The following is an 18,927-nucleotide window of genomic DNA, read 5'->3' as shown; positions in this document are numbered from 1 at the left end:
AAAGATTCGACTGTTCATAAGATTCACACTCAGGTAGACTGAATTTTGTTGTGAGTATTGAACAAAATGCAAACCCATCCAGACCATCCCGAACCTTCAACATCGATAGAGACTAACAGCCTATTTTCCGTTTCTATCTGGAGAGTTATGGGAATTGGCACAGTTATTTTATTTTTTTATAGTAGTTTACGTCATTTTTTATTTCAGTCTACTGCCTATGACTTAGGCATTTATGACCAAATTATATACTTAATTAGTATAGGAAGGCAACCTATTTCTTCTTTTTTAGGGTTTCATTTTTTGGGAGATCATGCCGCGATCGCTATTTATCCTTTATCATTATTATATAAGATTTATCCTACTGTTTATTGGTTGTTTTTAGTCCAAGCAATTTGTTTGAGTTCCGCCGCCGGATTGACTTGGAAATTAGCTCAATTAGCTGGATTAAACCAACGGTTATCTTTGGCAGTTGCGATCGCTTATCTACTCTACCCTGAAATTTTTAATATTAATTTATTTGATTTCCATCCCGATGTTTTAGCCGTTCCCGCTATTTTTGGAGCAGTTTTAGCAGCAAAACAGAAAAAAATCATCTGGTTTATTATAGCAATTATTTGGATATTAGCCTGTAAAGCAGTTTTAGCTTTAACTGTGATTGCGATTGGATTTTGGTTGATATTTTTTGAACAACGGCGTCTCTATGGAATGATAGCAATAGCGCTAGGAATCACCTGGTTTTTAATTGCAACTCAGGTTATGATTCCTCTTTATAGTGGTCAAGAAGCCGCCGGAGTATCTCGATATGATTATTTAGGGGATTCGGTTTTCGGGGTGATTTTCAATACAATTATTAAACCCCAATTAATTTTAGGGAAACTATTTTCTATCAATACCTTTGTTTATCTGCTGGAATTTAGTGTGGGGGTGATTTGGTGGTTAAATCCTCAAAAGTTTATTGTATTAGTTCCCGCCATCCCTACTTTATTACTCAATATATTATCCATTGACCCCATGCAACGCAGTTTAATCTATCAATATTCTCTCCCGGCGTTACCATTTTTATTATTAGTTATGATTCAAACTTTAGCAGCAGAAAAGCCAGGACTTGCTAATAGTTTATGGGGTTTATGGAATAAATTTCAGACCCCCACCGTCCCCCCCTTGCTAATGGAGGGGAAAGAAGCAGGTGAAAATGTATCCTCTGACTCCTCTTTACCCTCGGAAGAAATTGATTACCAGTCTTCATCTTTTCACCCCCCCTTAGCAAAGGAGGAACGGGGGGGGTCTTCTTCTCATCTATTTACAATTCCCCATCAAAAACTACCGAAATGGATCATACTTTGGTCAAGTTTAGTATTCTTATTATGGGCAGATCATACACAAGTTTTAGGCTATTTTACTAGAATTAATAATTGGTCAGCAACCCAAAAAGCTGTCAGCCAAATTCACACCAAGGGAGGAGTTCTAACCGATAACCGACTTGCCCCCCATTTTACCCATCGTAAAACTATTAAATTACTCAATCAAGTGTCACCAGACTTTAATTTAAGAGAATTTGATTATGTGATTTTAAATTTACGTCATCCTTGGCCAGATACGAAAGATTTAGGGGAAAAATATGCCACTCAATTAAAAGCAAAACCCAATTTTAAATTATCATATCAAAAGAATGGTGTATTAGTTTTTAAACGAATTTAATTAGATTTAAAGCGACCAGAAATAGGGAAACACAAAAATACTCTTGTCACAAATAAAGGGGATTAAATTATAATTTTTGTGATATTACTAATGGTATCTAATCGAAATTCATTGACTAATATGTTCAGAATTTCTGCTAGTTCTACTTGAGAATCAGGGATTTGTTGAATCAACTCTTTTACCTTGGCATCATCTCCACTTAGCGCCATCTGATGCAATTGTTTTACCCATGCTAAGGGCATTTCTTTAAAATTTTCTGGTGTCAAGGATTGAGTTGGGTTTATAGGTGAGGAATCCTGAATATTTTCGTTTTCATAAACATATTTAATCCCCAAATATTTAGCCATTTTACTAAACAATTGAGCCTCTTTAAACGGCTTTCTAAGGATATCGTCACATCCAGCTTCAAAAATAATATGTTCTTCCTCCTGTAACACATTAGCGGTTAAAGCAATAATCACTGTATTTTTACCTTTGGGTTTTTCTTTAATCTGGCGAGTTGCTGTATATCCATCCATCACAGGCATTCGCATATCCATCCAAATTAAATCAGGTTGATATTGTTCCCAAACTTGAATCGCTTCTAAACCATTTTCGGCTTCAAAAACTTCAAATCCTATGGAGTTTAACAATTGTTTTATTAATAAACGATTTTCAAAAACTTTATCGACTACTAATATTTTATAAGCAGTTTGATTAGGGAATAAACCAATAACTTTTCCTAAAGGTTGTTGGTGTGAAATTTCAGAAGATTCTGCCTTAGTTGTTACTATTGTGAACTGAAAAATACTCCCCTTTTCAAAGATACTATTAACGGTGATATTTCCTCCTAGTATATGCACGATTTTTTGACTAATAGCTAACCCTAAACCAGTACCCTGTTGAGTTTTTTTTCCTGATTCAGTTTGGACAAACGGGTTAAATAAATCCTGAATTTCCTCTGTTTTTATTCCTATGCCTGTATCTTCTACTTCAAAATTAAGATCTAGTTTAGATTTAGTAGTTTCAACTGTTTTATTTTCTAAAAGTGGTATGGTTTTTATTCGTAAAATGACTCGACCTTTTGTCGTAAATTTAATAGCATTTCCCAGCAAATTAATTAATACTTGACGTAATTTTTTCTCATCGCTAATAATAAATTGAGGAACCTCATCATCATGCTGAATAATAAACTGAATTCCCTTGGAAGTCGCCTTAATTTTTAACATTGCCTCCAAGTTGTCTAAGAATTGATAAAAGTCAAAACTTTGTTCATTTAATATAATTTTACCCGCTTCTATTTTGGACAAATCTAAAATATCATTAATCAGTTCTAATAGATGTTCAGCACTGCGATTAATAATCCCTAACTCTTGATAACTTTTGATAAAAATAGGGTCGCGTGACATTAATTGACTAAATCCTAAAATTGAATGTAATGGCGTTCTTAACTCATGACTTATATTAGCTAAAAAGGTACTCTTAGCCAGATTAGCAGCATCAGCAGCTTCTCTTGCTTCTTCTAATTCATGGGTTCTTTCTGCCACTTTATGTTCCAAACTTTTGGAATATTCTTCTAATTGTTGATAAGATTTTTTTAACTGAATTCGCATTTGATTAAATGCTTTTGCCAAAGTTCTTAATTCATAAATTGGTTCGCACTTAACTGGTGTTCCCCAGTTTCCTTTAGATAATTCATTCGCGGATTGACTTAGTTCAAAAATAGGTTTAGTTACCCAACGACTGGTAATTATTCCAAAAATAGTAGCTAATCCTAAAGCACCTAAACATAATAAAATAGTCGTCCGATTATTGCCATGAATCTGTTCCATAAAATCCGATTCAGGAATTACTACCACCACGAACCAACTTAGACCATAATCATCTTTATAGGGAAGCACTTGCACAAAATATTTTTGTCCATTCCAATTAAATTCTAATTGCTCTAACTTCTGAATTTGATTAAATTGACCAAAAGTTTGCATTAAGTATTTTACCGTTAATTGAGTTAATTTATTAGAACTTTCAACGGCTTTTAACGATTTTCTAAATTTATTTTTTCCTTGTTCAATATAGGGTTTTTCTCCAGTTGAAGTCGCAACTAATTGCCCTGACGCATCTAAAATAAAAGTCTGAGTGGCAGGACTAATCTTAATATTTTGTAAAAAATTACTGATTAATTCTAATAGTAAATCAATACCTATAAATCCTTGAAATTCTCCATTATCATAATAAATACGAGTAATTAAAGTAATTCCGACATCCCCTCTGGAAAAAGTATAAATATCACTCCATTGCGTGTGATTAGCTTCCATAGCTTTTTGATACCAAGGTCGAATTTTAGCATCATAAAAATCCGTTTCAATTCGTTTAGTTCGATTCCCATTTTGATCTAATTTATAAACTGCTCGTTTGGGGAAATCTTCACTAATCAAGGTAAGAAACCCCTGAGAAGGACTGTGATGGACTAAAATAATTTCTCCTTGAGGATTAGTAAAATAAATCCCTTGGACTGACTTCAATAATTGAATTTGTTTAAAAAAATGTCGCTCTAAATCTTCCGGGTTGTTTGGATCCAAAAGCCCCATTTCAATGGCTTCTACATTAATTTGATTTAAAAAATAAGGTCTGGCTAAATAGTTATCTAAACGTTCTTTAATTCGATGAGCAATTTCTGCTTGTAATTGCGCGACTAAATCATTAATTGCTTGCTGTCCATTCTGATAAGATAAATACCCGGTTAATCCGACGGCAAGAATAATTTGCAGCAAAAATGGAATAATCAAAACTGTTTGCAACCGTACTTTTTTAGATAGATGCCTGATATAATATTTCAAATAGTTCATGGTTAGCCCTCATGGGGGATTCCTCTGATGGTATCATGTTATGGACAAGGAATTTCAATAATAAACTCTGTTCCTTGCTTTTCTTTGCTATTAACTTCTAGTTTGCCACCATGAGCTTTAACAATCACTTGATAACAAATTGCCAGTCCCATTCCTGTCCCTTGACCCACGGGTTTTGTTGTAAAGAATGGATCAAAAATTCGGGATTTAATTTCATCGGGAATTCCCAATCCATTATCCTTAATTTTAATTCTGATAAAATCTGGACTGTGATCTTCTGTAGTTAGGGTCACTTGTCCACCTTCAGTAGAATATTTAACCGCATCAATGGCATTACTTAAAATCTGGAAAAATACTTGATTAATTTGACTAGGGAAACAATTAATTTTGGGAATAGTTTGATAATTTTTATTAACTTTAACTTGACTCATTCGATGTTCCAACAAAGCCAAACTACTGTCCAAACCTTCGGTTAAATCAACGGATTTCCATTCAGATTCGTTTAAATGGGAGAAATCTTTTAAGCTGTCAACAATAGAACGAATTCTCACACTTCCCTGTTCCATAGAATCAATTAACTGGGGAAAGTCTTCTCTAATAAAATCTAGTTCTATTTCCTCACCAATTTGATTTAAAAACTCTCCTACTTCTGGGCTAAACTCTCGACATTTGTTCACAACTTCTAGCAAGTTTTGAACGTAATTTCTGGCATGGGAAATGTTAGCATAAATAAAGTTATTGGGATTATTAATTTCATGGGCAATTCCGGCTACCATTTGACCTAAACTTGATAGTTTTTCACTTTGAATTAATTGAATTTGGGTGGTTTTTAATTCTTTTAATGTGGTTTGTAACTCTTGAGTTTGGAGTTGATATTGGCAAGCTGTTTCTTTAACTTGTGTATAAAGTTGTGCTTGTTTAATGGCGATCGCTAATTGATCAGCAAGTTGTTTTAATCCATCAATTTCCCAGTTTTTCCAAGAACGAGGATTACTGCATTCATGAGCAATTAATAATCCCCAAAGTTGACCATCTATCTGCGGTTGATGATCTTCTATTTCTGCTCCCATGATAATCGGGACAACTAAATTGGCTCGAACTTGTAACATATCTAAGAAATTCAGATGACAGGGATCTAAATCAGATTTATGAATATCATCAATTGCCCGAACTCGTCCATTTTTATAGAGTTGCCCATGTTGTTCGGGAAAGCAATTATCGGTAATTTTATCTCCAAAAATTGATGGCCAAGGGACTCGATAATTCTCTACTTTAATTTCTCCTTCCCAACCATTAATAAACTGATAAATCACAACTCGATCTGTATTCAGAACTTGCCGAACTCCCGCCACTGCGGTGTTTAAAATTGCCGTCAAATCTAAACTACTCCGAATTTGATTAATCACTAATCTTAATAATGCTTCTTGTTCCCCCTTAGCACGGCTTTCTTGATAGAGTTGTGCATGATGAATTGCGATCGCTAAGGAAGAAGCAATACCCTCTAAAAGTTGAATTTCCCAGTCCTGCCATTCCCGTTCATGATTGCATTGATGCAGTCCAATAATCCCTTTGACTTCCCCTTGATAGCGCACAGCCACCGCTAACATAGATTTAATATCTAATTGATCAATTAAGGCTTTTATCGTTTCCCCAAAACCAGGAAATTCTTGAAATTTTGTTACTGCTAAAGGTTGAGATTGAGATAATAAGGCTTGTAAATGGGGGTTATCATCAACATTGAGTTTAATCCCTAACTGACTTAAATATTCACCTTGATTATATTCATTTTTAGTGGTAAATTCATGGTCAGAATGAGATTCTTTAACTAAAATACTGACTCGACTACAGTTAATAATTCGCCCCAAATGTTGACAAGCAGAACTCAATACCTGATCTAAATCCAACGTACTAATAATTTCTTTATTAATCTGATTGACTAGATCATAAAACTGCATCCGGTGTGCTTCTGTATCCCCTTCAGAGGCGGTAACTGATGATAAGTTTTCAGAATTGCTAAAAAGAGAATTTTTAGGTAATGAACAGTATGGAGAATCTAAATCAAGTATAGACATAAAATTGTACCCAATAACTATTCAATAAAATTTGATCAACTTTATAAATCAGATATTTCTTAGCTTGAGGCGAAGAAAAAGTTTTGGGTTAAGCGGGTTAATATCAGGATGGTCACTGATCCATGAAAATAGAGTTTGCAGATGCACTGTCAACCCTGAAACCTGAATGTAAAGATATTTTACAATATTCTCGATAAAATTGAAAGTATTCCTAAAGATAGATGTGTCAATCCCCTCAATTATACTCATTCCGAAATCGTCCCTGGTTAGGGTTAATGCTGGGAAATTCTCGGCGACATTGGGCTAAGTTATCAGGTAAAACGGTATTAGAGACTTGGGATGAGGACAATACCGAGCCACTCCCCACCCTCAAAGATGATTTGCCTTTAATTGTTGCTTCAGTGGTCTGCGAACCCACCGAATATTTGGCAACATTCCCCCAAGTTCGGGTTTTGACCTTAGCTGATATTCCCCTGAACGGAATGTACTCAACCCTAGGTATTGATCGCGCCTTAGCGGTCTTAGGAGCGGGAATAAAGTATGGATGGCCAATTTTAGTGATTGATGCCGGGACTGCCCTGACCTTCACCGCCGCCGATGCCGATCAAAAGTTAGTGGGAGGGGCTATCTTACCCGGTTTAGGGCTACAACGGTCTTCCCTGGTTCAGAAAACCGCCGCCTTACCTGGAATTGAATTTCCCCCCGAACTGCCACCACGCTGGGCTACGGAAACCCCAGAGGCAATTCAGAGCGGAATTATTTATACCCTGTTGGCGGGAATACGCGATTTTATCGAAGCCTGGCAAAAACAATATCCCCAGGGGGCGATGGTGATCACCGGAGGCGATCGCAATTTGTTACTTTCCTACTTTACCAAGCAGTTTCCCGATAGGGGTATTCATCCTGTGGCTGACCCTGATCTAATATTTCGGGGGATGGCGGCTCTGAAAACTGAACCTGATGGGTAATAAATTCCCGAATATATTGGGCGATAACCTCCGGCATTTGTAGGGGTAAATTCGGTTTTCCCCCCTCAATCATCTGATATTGAGCCATCGGTGCGATCTCGGAGAAAGTTTTACTCTGGTTCAAGGCGGTGGCGGTATCCTCATCTCCTTGTAAAACCAAAGTGGGCAACTTCAACCATTCCAGAGGTTGATTCAACATTTCCTCTTGAATTTCCTTCCATCGACGACAGTACAAGAGTTTACTGGCAACCGGCCACTCCCGCATAATTTGGCGATCGCTAAACCAAGCCTTCATTTTTTTGCCTTGTCCCAATAGAAACCCTAGGGGATAAATCAGTTTCAAAAACAAAAATAACGGGGAAAAATGAGCAGCTAATTGTCGCTTCCATCCCCATTCTTTTTTATAGTTTTTAAAGGTTATTCCCTCCGGGGCAATTACCACTAAACCCTTAACCGTTTCGGGATATTTCAAGGCATAACGGGTTGCTATCCAAGCCCCCAACCCATTACCGACTAAACAAACTTCTTTAATTTTGAGGGTTTGAATATATTCAGCTAAACACTCAACTTCTAAATTAATCGAAGGGTGAATTTTTGTAACCGTTCGAGACTCTCCAGATCCCAAGGTATCCGGTGCAAAACAATGATGATCCAGGCTTAAATGCTGCATCAACGGCACCCATTGACTGCTATCCGTCCAAGACCCATGGAGAAAAATAATTGCTGGGCCATCACCGACTTCACGCCAGAAAATCTGTCCCTGGGACACTTGAATTCGGAAGTGATGAAATAATTGATACATCCTAAATTTTTAATATCGTGGACAAAACCTTACGCTAAGGTGGTTAAACCCTGTAAATAGTCCTGAAGATGTCGTTCACAGTCATGGCTGAAACCGGAGGGGAGAGATGTAATAGGAAAGGCTTTGACCTCCGTAATTTCCTGGATGTCCTGAACTTGAAAGTTACCTTGAACATCCGCTTCGACGACAACACAAATAGAATGAACTCGCGGATCTCGATCAGGTGCAGAATAGACCCCCACTAGACGGCGAATTTTAACCAATTCTAACCCAGTTTCCTCTGCCAGTTCTCGTTTAATTGTGGTGGGGATATCTTCACCCCAATCTACCATGCCTCCGGGTAAGGCCCATTTGCCATTATCTCGACGGCGCACCAGCACAATTTTGCCATCGGGTAGAATTGGGATAATACTGGTTCCGGGAATAGGATGACGAAAAATAATCCCTAATACCGTTTGTCCAAACTTCCAAACATATTTGGCAAATGATACAACCAAAGTGTTTTTTTCTCCTCTAATTCAAAGAATATGGGCGTTTTTAAGTTTTTGCCACTAACCAGCCTATCCCTATCATAAGTACAAAATCAGGAAAATCCTATGGTTTATCAAGGGTTTGCAGAATTTCTAGGCTATGGGTTTCTGGTTTAACTTTGCGATAAATAGTTTTTATCAGACCTTCAGTATCAATCACAAAAGTATGACGAAATACCCCCATAAATTCTTTCCCCATAAATTTTTTCAGTCCGTAACTGCCATATTCAGTTGCTACTTTTCCTCCTTCATCAACTAATAGAGGAAAGGGTAACTGATATTTATTAATAAATTTACGATGGGCAGCCGAATTATCCGTACTAATCCCTAAAACAATTATATTTTTTTCTTGGTATTCTCCGTAATTATCCCGAAACCCACAGGCTTCTTTTGTACATCCCGGGGTATTATCCCGGGGGTAAAAGTATAAAACCACCGTTTTCCCGCGAAAATCACTCAGACCCACGGGGTTGCCATCGCTATCGGGTAGAACAAAGTCCGGGGCTAAGTCACCGGGATTTAGGGTGATGTCCATGTTTAAATAATTTTAATATGGGGTGATTGGGATACAAAAACCTTTAAATAATGATAAAGCCCTAAAGGGCTTACTACGAGAGTGAAGCTCTTTAAGGCTTTGAAGTGGGCGGGAAGAGACTTGAACTCTTATGACCGAAGCCGCCGCATTTTGAGTGCGGTGCGTCTACCAATTCCGCCACCCGCCCTTTCGGTTGGCTTCACCATCATACACCATAAACTTTCTTTTTAGCAAGTCCTGATAATTCGGACTACTTGACCAACGATCAATTTCCCTCGCCCGTAGCACTGGCAGGGGATGGCTTAATTGGGCTGTTTGGGCTTGTTTAAGCAGTTCTCCCAGTTCCGTACTACTAATTTGATCATAGGTTCTAGCTTGGGCGACAAAGGCATCTAAGTTGAGTTGCGGGGCTAAACTGGGAGAGCCTCCCGATAGTTTCATTAATACCGACATGACTATTCTAGGATTTTGGGTAGCCAGTAATGCCGCCCGATCACAAGTAAATTCTGCACAACGTACCCATTCCATTAACTGGGTCTGTAAACCCTGGGTCAACATTGTTCCCCAGGGAGATAATTGATTAGCCGCTAATATCACTAAATTCGCCAGGGTTAAATAAACCCCATGTTCACACTTTAAATGTCCCAACTCATGGGCAATCACCGCTTGAATTTCATCTGGGGTTAATAATTCAATTAAGGAGGTATGAATTACAATAAACGGCTGTTTTCCCCGCATGGCAAAGGTATAGGCATTGGGAACAGGATTTTGGCGAATATACAGTTGCGGAGGTTCTAAATCCAATATTTTGCAAGCGTCTAATAATAATTGATGCAAATGAGGTAACTGTTTTTCACTCACCAAAATACTGGAAGCAATATTTTCTAAATAAAAAAACTGTTCTCCCAGACCTCCTAACAATTGTCGCACTAACAAATCTAAACCCGGAAATTGTTTTAAGGTATTCGTGGCTTGTAAATCCAAAGGATGACGGAAATGATCAGCCCGCAGCCCAATTAAAGGAATCGGAGAAAATGTCATAAGGGTTAAGGGGTAATGGGTTTTGGGTTTTGGGTTTTGGGTTTTGGGTAATAAAAATCATGAATGTGAAAACATGATAACATTATATTTTATGGGAAATTGGATTGAAGCTGCCCAGTTATTGTAACAAAAAAGATAGCAAGAACCAGAGAAACCCCAGGAAAGAATAACCCAACGACGCTGGGACTGCGATTAAGCTGTGCTAGGTTCTATCCGAGTTAGGAGGGAAGTTAAATTATGGGTTTTTCAAGGATTAACTAATAATATATAAAACCGCAATATTATTAGAATAATATCATGATTTTCGCAATTTATAGAATTGATTTTAGCTAGTCTTCCTCAAACAACCACTCTTAAGATGTTACAAAAATCTTTAACTTGGCGATTGATGGTATTGATAGGCTTTTGGAGTTTTCAGGCTTGTCAGTTTGGGGGTCAACAGCCTAAACCCGATCCAGTCTTTAATTTGACCTCCTATACCAATATAAACTATCAACCCCTAAAACAGTTGTTAACTGAAAATCGCTGGAAAGAAGCCGATCAAGAAACCTTTCAGATTTTACTTAAATTGAGTAACCGACAAGCAGAAGGTTGGTTGGGAAAAAAGGATGGGTCGGGTTTAGCCTGTGAGGATTTACAAACAATTAATCGCTTGTGGAATTACTATAGTGATGGTCGTTTTGGATTTAGCCAACAGGAAAAAATTTGGACATCTCTGGGGGGGATAATCGGTGAGTATACCCCCGATATAGCTGAGAAATTTGGCGATCGCGTCGGTTGGCGCAAAGGGGGCCAGTGGCTAAAATATGAACAACTGAATTTTTCCCCCCGCGCCCCCCAAGGACATTTACCCGCCACCACGGGCAACGGGGTGAGTGGGGGGGTGTGGAATGGGGTCGCCTCCATCACCCATCGGGTTAAATATTGTGCGGTGATTGATGCGTTAGCGACGGGTCAATGGATCAAAGCGGACTGGAAAACTCTGGAACTCTTTGAAGCCTATCGAATTCCGATGGAAAATCGCCCTCATGTTCCGGCGCCCCTGGTAATTTCTGAGATTCCCTGTTCAGAACTCCAGGGGGTTGATCGGTTATGGGTAAAATACTCCGGTGGGCGGTTTGGTTTGAGTGTTCAGGGCAAGATTTTTAAAGCCATGGGTAATTCCTCGGAGAAACTCGAAGACCGTTATCAAAGGTTTGAAAAAGCGGTGGGCTGGGGTATTGATCCTCGGGAAATGATTTATGAGAAAGGTAATCCTAAAACGATGCCCTTGGGACATTTTCCCTATCGTTTAGGTTACAGTTATGATACCTTTGGTTCAGGTTTTGACCGAACTTGGCGACTTTCCATTAACCCTGATTGTGGGTTTTAGATTTAACGGGACTGACGGGAATTTGGGGATTTCACCCCAGATGTAGGGGAATTCATTAATTCCCCCTACCATTTATAGTTTGGGTCTATTATCGTCTTTTTCGGCTACGACTGCGACTCGAACTCCTAGAACTCCCAGAATAACTAGAATAATTATTTTTCTTCCGTCTTAACCTTTGATAATCATTGTTATCCTCTGTTTCTACAACTATGACCGGACGAGAGGCTTCTAATTCTTGGACAATAGATAGGGTTAATTGTTGTGTTTTAATATCCCCATCATTTCCCAATAATTCTGAGGCTTTTTTAAAGTCAGCAATAGCCTTTTCTGGCTGATTTAATTCTCGATAAATATAACCCCGATCTAAATAAGCATTGGTATGATTAGGATTCAATTTAATCACTTGATTATAGTCCCATAACGCCAGGCCATAATCTCCCATTCCTAAATATTGTTCTCCTCTCAATAAATAGGCTTCTGGACTTTCAGGATTAATTTTAAGGGCTTGATCAAAATTAGCGATCGCAGATTGATGACTATTTAATCGAACATAAACAGCACCTCGATTCAAATAGGATTCGATTAACCCTGGATTGATTTTTGTGGCTTGGTTTAAAGTTTGAATCGCCTGTTGATATGCACCCAATTCTATTTGTTTTAGAGCTTTATTATTAAGTTGAACAGCTTGATTTGCTTGTGTAGCTCGCATACTAATAATCTCATAATTTTCCCCATAACTGATCATTTTTTTTTGAGCTTCAAGGTAAGCATAGGTATTCTTAGAAATCCCCTTTAATAAATTAATGGCTTGCTCCCATTGTTGTTGAGCATCTAGCCAAACTTGGGTGGGGTGAGGGGGATTTTGAACCAGCACAGAAGCTGACATGGCTAATTTTTGAGCCGATTCTAAATTCTCTAATGCCTGGGTTTCTGGTTTCAACTGTGCTGCAATTTTTTCTAACTTTGAATCCAGGGTTTGCAGTTCAAAGGGTTCGGGAAAAATCGGTAAATTGGGTATATTATCTAAACGAATATTCACCGCTTCTAGTTGATTTTTTTTAGCCTTTAAAGTATTCAAATCCGACACTTTTCTGGATTCAAGTTCAGAGATTTGAGTTTGGACTTGAGCAATAGCTTCTTGTTGTTGGGAGTTAATCCATTGCATCCCTAAAAATGCACCCACACCCAAAATACCTAATCCTCCCAAGATTAGTTTGCCTATACCCATATTTCCCCCTGGAATTAAAATGAAATATACAACAATAGGCTGATAAAATGTTACCAAAGTCTATCAGTCTTTTCAGACGTTGAAAGATGTGTGGTTGTTGGGTAGCAGGTCGAAAATGGTGGAGTCAACTCATGGAAGTATATTATCATTATTCGTGTCTTTGTGTCTTTGTGTTTATATCAGGCTTCCCCCCGTAAAAACAACAATTAATTCCAACTAACGTCTTTTCCACCACACAAACACCGCCATCCCAAACCCAAATATCGGTAAAACCAATAACGCCAACCAACTCAAAGTTTGTCCTAAAGTTGGGGTCATAGCAATTCGGCGACTGGTGGCTAATTTCGGACGAATAGATAAAGTTTCTTGGTCGGACTGACTCAACCAACTGACAGAATTAAGAAACACATCGGCATTCAGTTGCTGACCAAACCATCCATTGGTGGCAAATTGCGAATTTCCGAACACCACTAACCGGGCTTCGGGTTTCTCTGGAGAGGGTTGGGAGGATGGTTTCGTTGGCGACTTTTCAGCCTGTTTCTGGGGACGACTCAAGGCAACTCCCAGGGATAGGGGGCCTGGTCGGTCTACTTGCGGGTTAAGCTTGAGTTCAGGACTTTTGAGATCGCTTTCCGCCCAGGTTTGATCATTTGTCCAAATTAACGGACTCTCGGTAATCCCATCAATGGTGCGGGTTTCCACCGGACTAGCGTAGGGATAAATCGAAATTCCATTACCAAAATCTTGAGTAATCGGATGTTTACCATATTCTCGCACAATCGGAACTGTCGGCCCTAACCCCACTAAACGGCCACCCCCCGACCCATCAATAGCTAGGCGCGGATCAACCTTAACTCCCCATTTTTCTAGGAGTTCATCTAAACCATGATTAGTTTGCGGGTCTAATAATAATAAAACACTACCCCCTTGATCCAAATAGGTTTCTAGGGCCTTAACTTCTCCTTCAAATAATTTACGTTGGGGACTAGCCAGAATAATCACATCCGCATCTGCTGGAACAGCCGTTTGTTCGGCTAAATTTAAAGGTTCGGCGATAAAATTCTTTTCGGTTAAACTTTTTATTGCCTCTGATAATCCTCCCTGTCCCTCGGTTAAGGGTCGTTCTCCATGACCTTGGATAAAGTAAAGTTTGGGAGTCCGGTTACTGAATAATTGTTCAATATTATTGGTCAGTTTTAATTCGGTTAAAGGTTCTAAGGCTTCTTTCCTGACCCGTTGTCGTTTTTTTCCTGACTCTAAATAGATTTCGCCAAACTCTTTCACCCCAAATTGTTGCGCCAGTCCGGGTTGAGCTTGGGGGTCTATAAATTCATACTGAAAATTTTTACCGCCAATGCGTTGATAGTTGGTTAATAATTCTTGAATTTGGGGATTTTTTCCTCGATCAAAAACCCAAACTTTTACAGGTTGTTCAACGGTTTTAACTAAGTTTTGAGTTTGGGGAGATAGGGTAAATTGTTGATTTTCGGTTAAATCAATGCGGAAGTTATTTCTAATGGCGACAAAATTAATTAATCCTAAAATTAGGAATACAGAAACCGTAGAAGCTAAAGCATTAGTTCCAGCTTGGGTAGATCGGCGAGTCCAGTAGGGAGTTTGAGACTGATCCTGGGGTTTAAAATAGGCTTGGAATAAAAACCATAATCCTAAAATTACAACTCCGGTAATAATTAAGATTAAAGGAATTGGTTCCCAACTTCCGATCACGACCCCCGCAGATAATCCCATGACGATTAAACTAGGGCCAAGCCAGAATAGGAATTGTATAAATTGACGATTGAGTTTAAATTGGGTTTTGATCATATTTATTATTAAGAACGTTGGAAACGTAAAGCATCAATGGACTGTGCTGTTAGAAATACTCCTAAAATAATATAACTGGCTAACAGGACTATACTACTACTATCCACAATTCCTCGGATAAAGTTAGTGTAACTAGAAATTAGAGATAATTGTTTTAACCCCTCTCCTAATACTCCTCCCAGACTTCCACCAATTAGGTCAATTACCCAGAGAAATAAAACCAGCGCGAAGGTAAATACCGCCGACAAAATTGTACTATCGGTCAGGGAAGAAATAAACATCCCCAGGGATAAAATTCCCGCCGCCAATAAAATTAACCCTAAATGAGCTAATAAAAATAACCCAGGAGAAACCGGGGGTTGAGATGCGCTGAATGCTAAGGCTTGCAATCCCATTAAGGGTAAAATCATTGTGATATAAAACGTCAGTACCCCTAACAATTTTCCCGTGGCGATCGCCCAATTTGTGATCGGAGAAGTGGCTAACAATTCTAAAGTTCCCAGTTTCCGTTCTTCTGCATATAAACCCATGGACAACATCGGTAACACAAATAACGATAAGGTGCCAATCAAGCGCAAATAAACTTGTAAAAATTCATAGGGTAAATCAATGGGAGGTTCGGTTATTCCCATCTGATCTCGGTAGGCAACCTGTTGAATTAACCCCTCTGGCCCTAATAAAATCTCAATAAAAAAGTATCCGGTAATTAGCCAAAACACTCCAGCAATGGCATAGGCCAAGGGAGAGGCAAAATACCCCTGTAATTCCTTACGATAAATTGCCATAATATTGTTCAAAATTATTAGCATAATTATTCTTCCTCCCGATCTAATGTGGAATTTTTAGGTTGAGAATCAGGATCTTCTCTATTTTTAGATTCCTCATTCCCCAATTCTGAACTAATATTTTTCTCGGTTTCTATATCCTCTAGGGTCTGGGAATCTGCTGTTGTGATCACCTCTGTTTTTTCGGGCTGAGTTTGGGTGGTTAACTCTAAAAATACATCTTCCAAACTCGCACGAGTCCGCCGCAGTTCATACACTTTCAAATCCGATGCCAGTAACATCGCTAAAATTTCCGGCGCCGGTTCTTGATCGAGTTCACAACCCAATCGCCATATCCCTCGGTTTGACTCCCCTAAATCACCCACTTTTTCAATAACCTTTACCCCCGATATCTGTTTCAACCTGGCTAATTTTTCCGCCTCTATTTCTGCGTCGAGTTCTACTTCATATCCCGAACCTCCTGTCAACTGTTCCATCAGGGTTTCCGGTGTCCCCGTTGCCACAATTTCACCTCGATTAATAATCGCCACTTGGCTACAGGTCATACTCACTTCAGGTAAAATATGAGTTGACAAAATAATCGTATGATTCCCGGCTAAACTCTTAATTAAATTTCGGACTTCAATAATTTGTCGCGGGTCTAACCCGACCGTGGGTTCATCTAATACAATTACAGGTGGATCATGGACAATGGCTTGAGCAATTCCCACCCGTTGACGGTAGCCTTTCGATAATTTTTTAATCAGGGATTTTCGCCTGTCCCATAATCCGCATTTTCTCATCGCCGTTTCTACATTGGTTTGGCGATCGCCCGCCGAAACTCGTTTAATCTGGGCCACAAAATACAAATAACTTTCCACGGTCATATCGGGATACAACGGCGGATTTTCCGGCAAATAACCAATCCGTTGTCGCACATCCATGGATTTTTCATGCACATCAAACCCGGCAATTCTCGCCGTTCCACTGGTCGCCGGAAGATAAGCCGATAAAATTCTCAGGGTGGTGGTTTTTCCCGCCCCATTCGGCCCTAAAAATCCCAAGATTGCCCCAGGTTCCACCGCAAAGGAAACATCCCGCAGCGCTACAGTAGAACCGTAGGTTTTACACAACTTTTCGACTTCAATCATGCTGACCGCTAGAGCAACGTCTCTTACTTTAGCTTGAAACGGACATTCAATTATCGACTATTATTTTTAACTCTATTATCTCCCATCCCCAAGGAAAAACAAATAAGTAAAAATAATAAATCTGTACAGATGATTTTAAAATTTCAAACACTCAGAATTGTAAACAACTGTAAACTGCCAAATTATTGAGAATAATTCTCATATTTTTGACCAAAAATTAGGGGGTTGACAGGTTGAGCCCGAAGATGTAGAATTTTTGTCAAGATACCATAATGCGTTTTTTATGTAAAAAATACAAAATAGTGGCTACAAATCCCAATTTATTGTTGATTTAAGCAATTTTATGCTGAGTTTAGGCAGCATTTCTGCCAAAAAACTCCGGGCTTAATCCCCCTCGTGAAATATTTTTGATTATTACAAAATGTAAATATTTGTAATTTATATTGACAAAATCAAATAACTATGTATGTTTTTGAGATCAAGGATTAAGTATTCTTTTTCCTGCGTGCTAGAATAGCAAAATAATTAAAAGTCATAAACTCAATTAATGGAGCATCTGGATCTCAGAATTCTCCCGAATTTATGAAACCGTCGGTGAAGTCAAAATCAAATTACACCCCGAATAAAAATGCGATTAATTATTACTCACACAACCCTGTTAAAATTGCATCCTGTTGATTCCTCAACCTTAACAGAGGCTCAAAAAATCAATTTTCCGCTCGGGAGTCGCTTAATTCTAAGTAGTTACGAAGATCACAACCCCGATCATTACAAACTTACATTAGTTGCATCATTAGGAAGTGGCAAAGATAAAAGTATGGTTTGGTATGTCTATAAACCCCACGCCTTAGTTCTACTTTCTGATCGAGAATTTGCAACTGTTAGTTTGTCAACGGACACCAATCTTAATGTACGTTCATCTCCCAATGCTGTTTCTGATAATATAATTTATAAAATCCCAAATCATGTTGATGTCGAATTAATTGAATGTTGCTTTAATCAGCAATTATGGTGGTTAGGAAAACCGTTAGGTGATGATAAAAAAGCCTATGGTTGGATATCAGGAAAATATTTAAACCTTTATACTCCAGAAGGGTGTTCGCTGTAGTGGTTTTCCTAATTAATCCAATTTTCAATCTAGGCTTAAAAAGCGGTCAGTCTTTAAATTAGGCGATCGCTTTTTGCGACTATCTAATATTGAGTTAGCCTGCCCGAAACCAACCATTGAGGGTGAAGCGTCCATCCTCAAACCGTTGGGAGGGACAACTAACAGGCATGACCTCATGTTTGCAACGACTATCAAAAAAAACAATACTATTATTATGGGGTTCAATATCAATAAATTCCCCTTCATTCAAGGCATAACCATTTTGCCATTCCGTAGCATACAGTCTTAAATTTCCCCCCGAAAAGTTTTTAGGTTCTTGATAAAAATAATAGACATAAGTAATTATGCGAGTATTGGTTTCGGGACTACCCGAATCATTATGAATTTTATAAAAACACCCGTCATTATGGGCGGTTAGTTGCATTTCCACCTGAGAAACGGTAAAGGGCGAAAGGTTTAACTGAGTCAGAATAGAAGGAATTGTAGCAATTAGTTTTTTACGCAGTAATTCATAGAAATCAGGAAACAAAGTGGCATATAGAATGGAAGATTTTCGATAATTACTGGCTTGAGTAGTTGTTTTAGAACCCACAAATTTATCCGGTTGTTTGAAAGCAATTTTTAAGGCTTCTTTGTGTTCTTGAGGTTTTAAAAAATTTTCAATCTGCACATAATTGGCAGGTAAAATTTCCAGATTGTTCTCCGCTACAATTGGGGCGGAAGGAGGGAGAAGTTCAATGGTGGTTGTAGCGGGTTGGGAAATAGAAGAAGCGTTAAAATTTGTGGATGAAGCTAGTAAGGATGGAGAGTGTGGAACTTGCAGGGGAGTAACGGAAGAACATCCCGACATTTCTAATATTTTTAAGGCAATATTCGCTCGTTCAGTCGGAGAAACTGCTGGGTCTTGAAGTAGGGTTTCTAGGGTGGTAATGGATTGATTAATTAAATGTTTGAGTCTTTCTATCGGAATTAGAGCAGCGGTTGTGGGACGGATAGTATTCATACGGAG

At 38.6% G+C, this 18,927-nt stretch carries 15 protein-coding genes and 1 tRNA gene; 4 read left to right on the top strand and 12 right to left on the bottom strand.

Going from position 1 to position 18,927, the window contains the following annotated elements; translation table 11 throughout:
• The first annotated feature begins 66 nt into the window (after positions 1 to 66).
• Positions 67 to 1,698 (top strand): DUF2079 domain-containing protein, encoded by a 1,632-nt coding sequence (locus tag PL11201_RS15980; protein WP_079679915.1) that lies wholly within the window; start codon positions 67 to 69, stop codon positions 1,696 to 1,698.
• Between the two features lie 62 nt (positions 1,699 to 1,760).
• Here the strand turns inward: PL11201_RS15980 and PL11201_RS15975 are convergent, their stop codons facing one another.
• Positions 1,761 to 4,523, bottom strand: coding sequence for a response regulator (locus tag PL11201_RS15975; RefSeq protein ID WP_079679914.1), 2,763 nt, complete (start codon positions 4,521 to 4,523; stop codon positions 1,761 to 1,763).
• A gap of 38 nt (positions 4,524 to 4,561) precedes the next feature.
• Positions 4,562 to 6,595: a GAF domain-containing sensor histidine kinase gene (locus tag PL11201_RS15970; protein ID WP_079679913.1), complete on the bottom strand. Its 2,034-nt coding sequence runs from the start codon at positions 6,593 to 6,595 to the stop codon at positions 4,562 to 4,564.
• 221 nt (positions 6,596 to 6,816) lie between these two features.
• Between PL11201_RS15970 and PL11201_RS15965 the strand changes: the two genes are divergently transcribed.
• The gene (locus PL11201_RS15965) at positions 6,817 to 7,563 is read left to right on the top strand and encodes a pantothenate kinase (protein ID WP_079679912.1); all 747 of its coding nucleotides are present in this window, start codon (positions 6,817 to 6,819) and stop codon (positions 7,561 to 7,563) included.
• Here PL11201_RS15965 and PL11201_RS15960 read toward each other — a convergent pair.
• From PL11201_RS15960 to PL11201_RS15940, 5 genes are all read right to left on the bottom strand, one after another.
• Positions 7,466 to 8,365 carry an alpha/beta fold hydrolase gene (locus PL11201_RS15960; RefSeq protein WP_079679911.1) on the bottom strand — a complete coding sequence of 300 codons (900 nt, stop codon included), beginning with the start codon at positions 8,363 to 8,365 and terminating at the stop codon, positions 7,466 to 7,468. The genes PL11201_RS15965 and PL11201_RS15960 overlap by 98 nt on opposite strands.
• Before the next feature lie 29 nt (positions 8,366 to 8,394).
• Entirely contained in the window at positions 8,395 to 8,862 is a 468-nt protein-coding gene (locus PL11201_RS15955) for an NUDIX hydrolase (RefSeq protein ID WP_079679910.1), read from the bottom strand.
• Positions 8,863 to 8,959: 97 nt separating this feature from the next.
• Complete coding sequence (gene bcp / locus PL11201_RS15950; protein ID WP_079679965.1) at positions 8,960 to 9,424, bottom strand: thioredoxin-dependent thiol peroxidase; 465 nt, start codon at positions 9,422 to 9,424, stop codon at positions 8,960 to 8,962.
• A 111-nt stretch (positions 9,425 to 9,535) separates the two neighbouring features.
• Positions 9,536 to 9,617: transfer RNA gene (locus PL11201_RS15945), tRNA-Leu, on the bottom strand.
• Complete coding sequence (locus tag PL11201_RS15940; RefSeq protein ID WP_079679909.1) at positions 9,596 to 10,471, bottom strand: M48 family metallopeptidase; 876 nt, start codon at positions 10,469 to 10,471, stop codon at positions 9,596 to 9,598. Before PL11201_RS15940 ends, PL11201_RS15945 begins: the two co-directional genes overlap by 22 nt.
• A gap of 358 nt (positions 10,472 to 10,829) precedes the next feature.
• Between PL11201_RS15940 and PL11201_RS15935 the strand changes: the two genes are divergently transcribed.
• On the top strand, positions 10,830 to 11,843 hold the full coding sequence (locus PL11201_RS15935; RefSeq protein WP_079679908.1) for a GUN4 domain-containing protein: 1,014 nt from the start codon (positions 10,830 to 10,832) through the stop codon (positions 11,841 to 11,843).
• Between the two features lie 88 nt (positions 11,844 to 11,931).
• Here the strand turns inward: PL11201_RS15935 and PL11201_RS15930 are convergent, their stop codons facing one another.
• The 4 genes from PL11201_RS15930 to PL11201_RS15915 all read right to left on the bottom strand — a co-directional run bounded on the left by PL11201_RS15930 (position 11,932) and on the right by PL11201_RS15915 (position 16,810).
• Positions 11,932 to 13,071 carry a tetratricopeptide repeat protein gene (locus PL11201_RS15930; protein WP_079679907.1) on the bottom strand — a complete coding sequence of 380 codons (1,140 nt, stop codon included), beginning with the start codon at positions 13,069 to 13,071 and terminating at the stop codon, positions 11,932 to 11,934.
• Between the two features lie 216 nt (positions 13,072 to 13,287).
• Positions 13,288 to 14,895, bottom strand: a complete 1,608-nt coding sequence (locus tag PL11201_RS15925) for a GldG family protein (RefSeq protein ID WP_079679906.1) — start codon at positions 14,893 to 14,895, stop codon at positions 13,288 to 13,290.
• An 8-nt stretch (positions 14,896 to 14,903) separates the two neighbouring features.
• Positions 14,904 to 15,704, bottom strand: coding sequence for an ABC transporter permease (locus PL11201_RS15920; RefSeq protein WP_079679905.1), 801 nt, complete (start codon positions 15,702 to 15,704; stop codon positions 14,904 to 14,906).
• A 2-nt stretch (positions 15,705 to 15,706) separates the two neighbouring features.
• Positions 15,707 to 16,810 carry an ABC transporter ATP-binding protein gene (locus tag PL11201_RS15915; protein WP_079679904.1) on the bottom strand — a complete coding sequence of 368 codons (1,104 nt, stop codon included), beginning with the start codon at positions 16,808 to 16,810 and terminating at the stop codon, positions 15,707 to 15,709.
• A gap of 628 nt (positions 16,811 to 17,438) precedes the next feature.
• Between PL11201_RS15915 and PL11201_RS15910 the strand changes: the two genes are divergently transcribed.
• Positions 17,439 to 17,918 (top strand): SH3 domain-containing protein, encoded by a 480-nt coding sequence (locus PL11201_RS15910; RefSeq protein ID WP_079679903.1) that lies wholly within the window; start codon positions 17,439 to 17,441, stop codon positions 17,916 to 17,918.
• Between the two features lie 94 nt (positions 17,919 to 18,012).
• Here the strand turns inward: PL11201_RS15910 and PL11201_RS15905 are convergent, their stop codons facing one another.
• Positions 18,013 to 18,921 (bottom strand): 2OG-Fe(II) oxygenase, encoded by a 909-nt coding sequence (locus PL11201_RS15905; protein ID WP_079679902.1) that lies wholly within the window; start codon positions 18,919 to 18,921, stop codon positions 18,013 to 18,015.
• Between the last annotated feature and the right edge of the window lie 6 nt (positions 18,922 to 18,927).

Source organism: Planktothrix sp. PCC 11201 (assembly GCF_900009135.1).
In the GTDB taxonomy this organism is placed as follows: domain Bacteria; phylum Cyanobacteriota; class Cyanobacteriia; order Cyanobacteriales; family Microcoleaceae; genus Planktothrix.
This window is presented reverse-complemented; position numbering and strand designations above follow the sequence as displayed.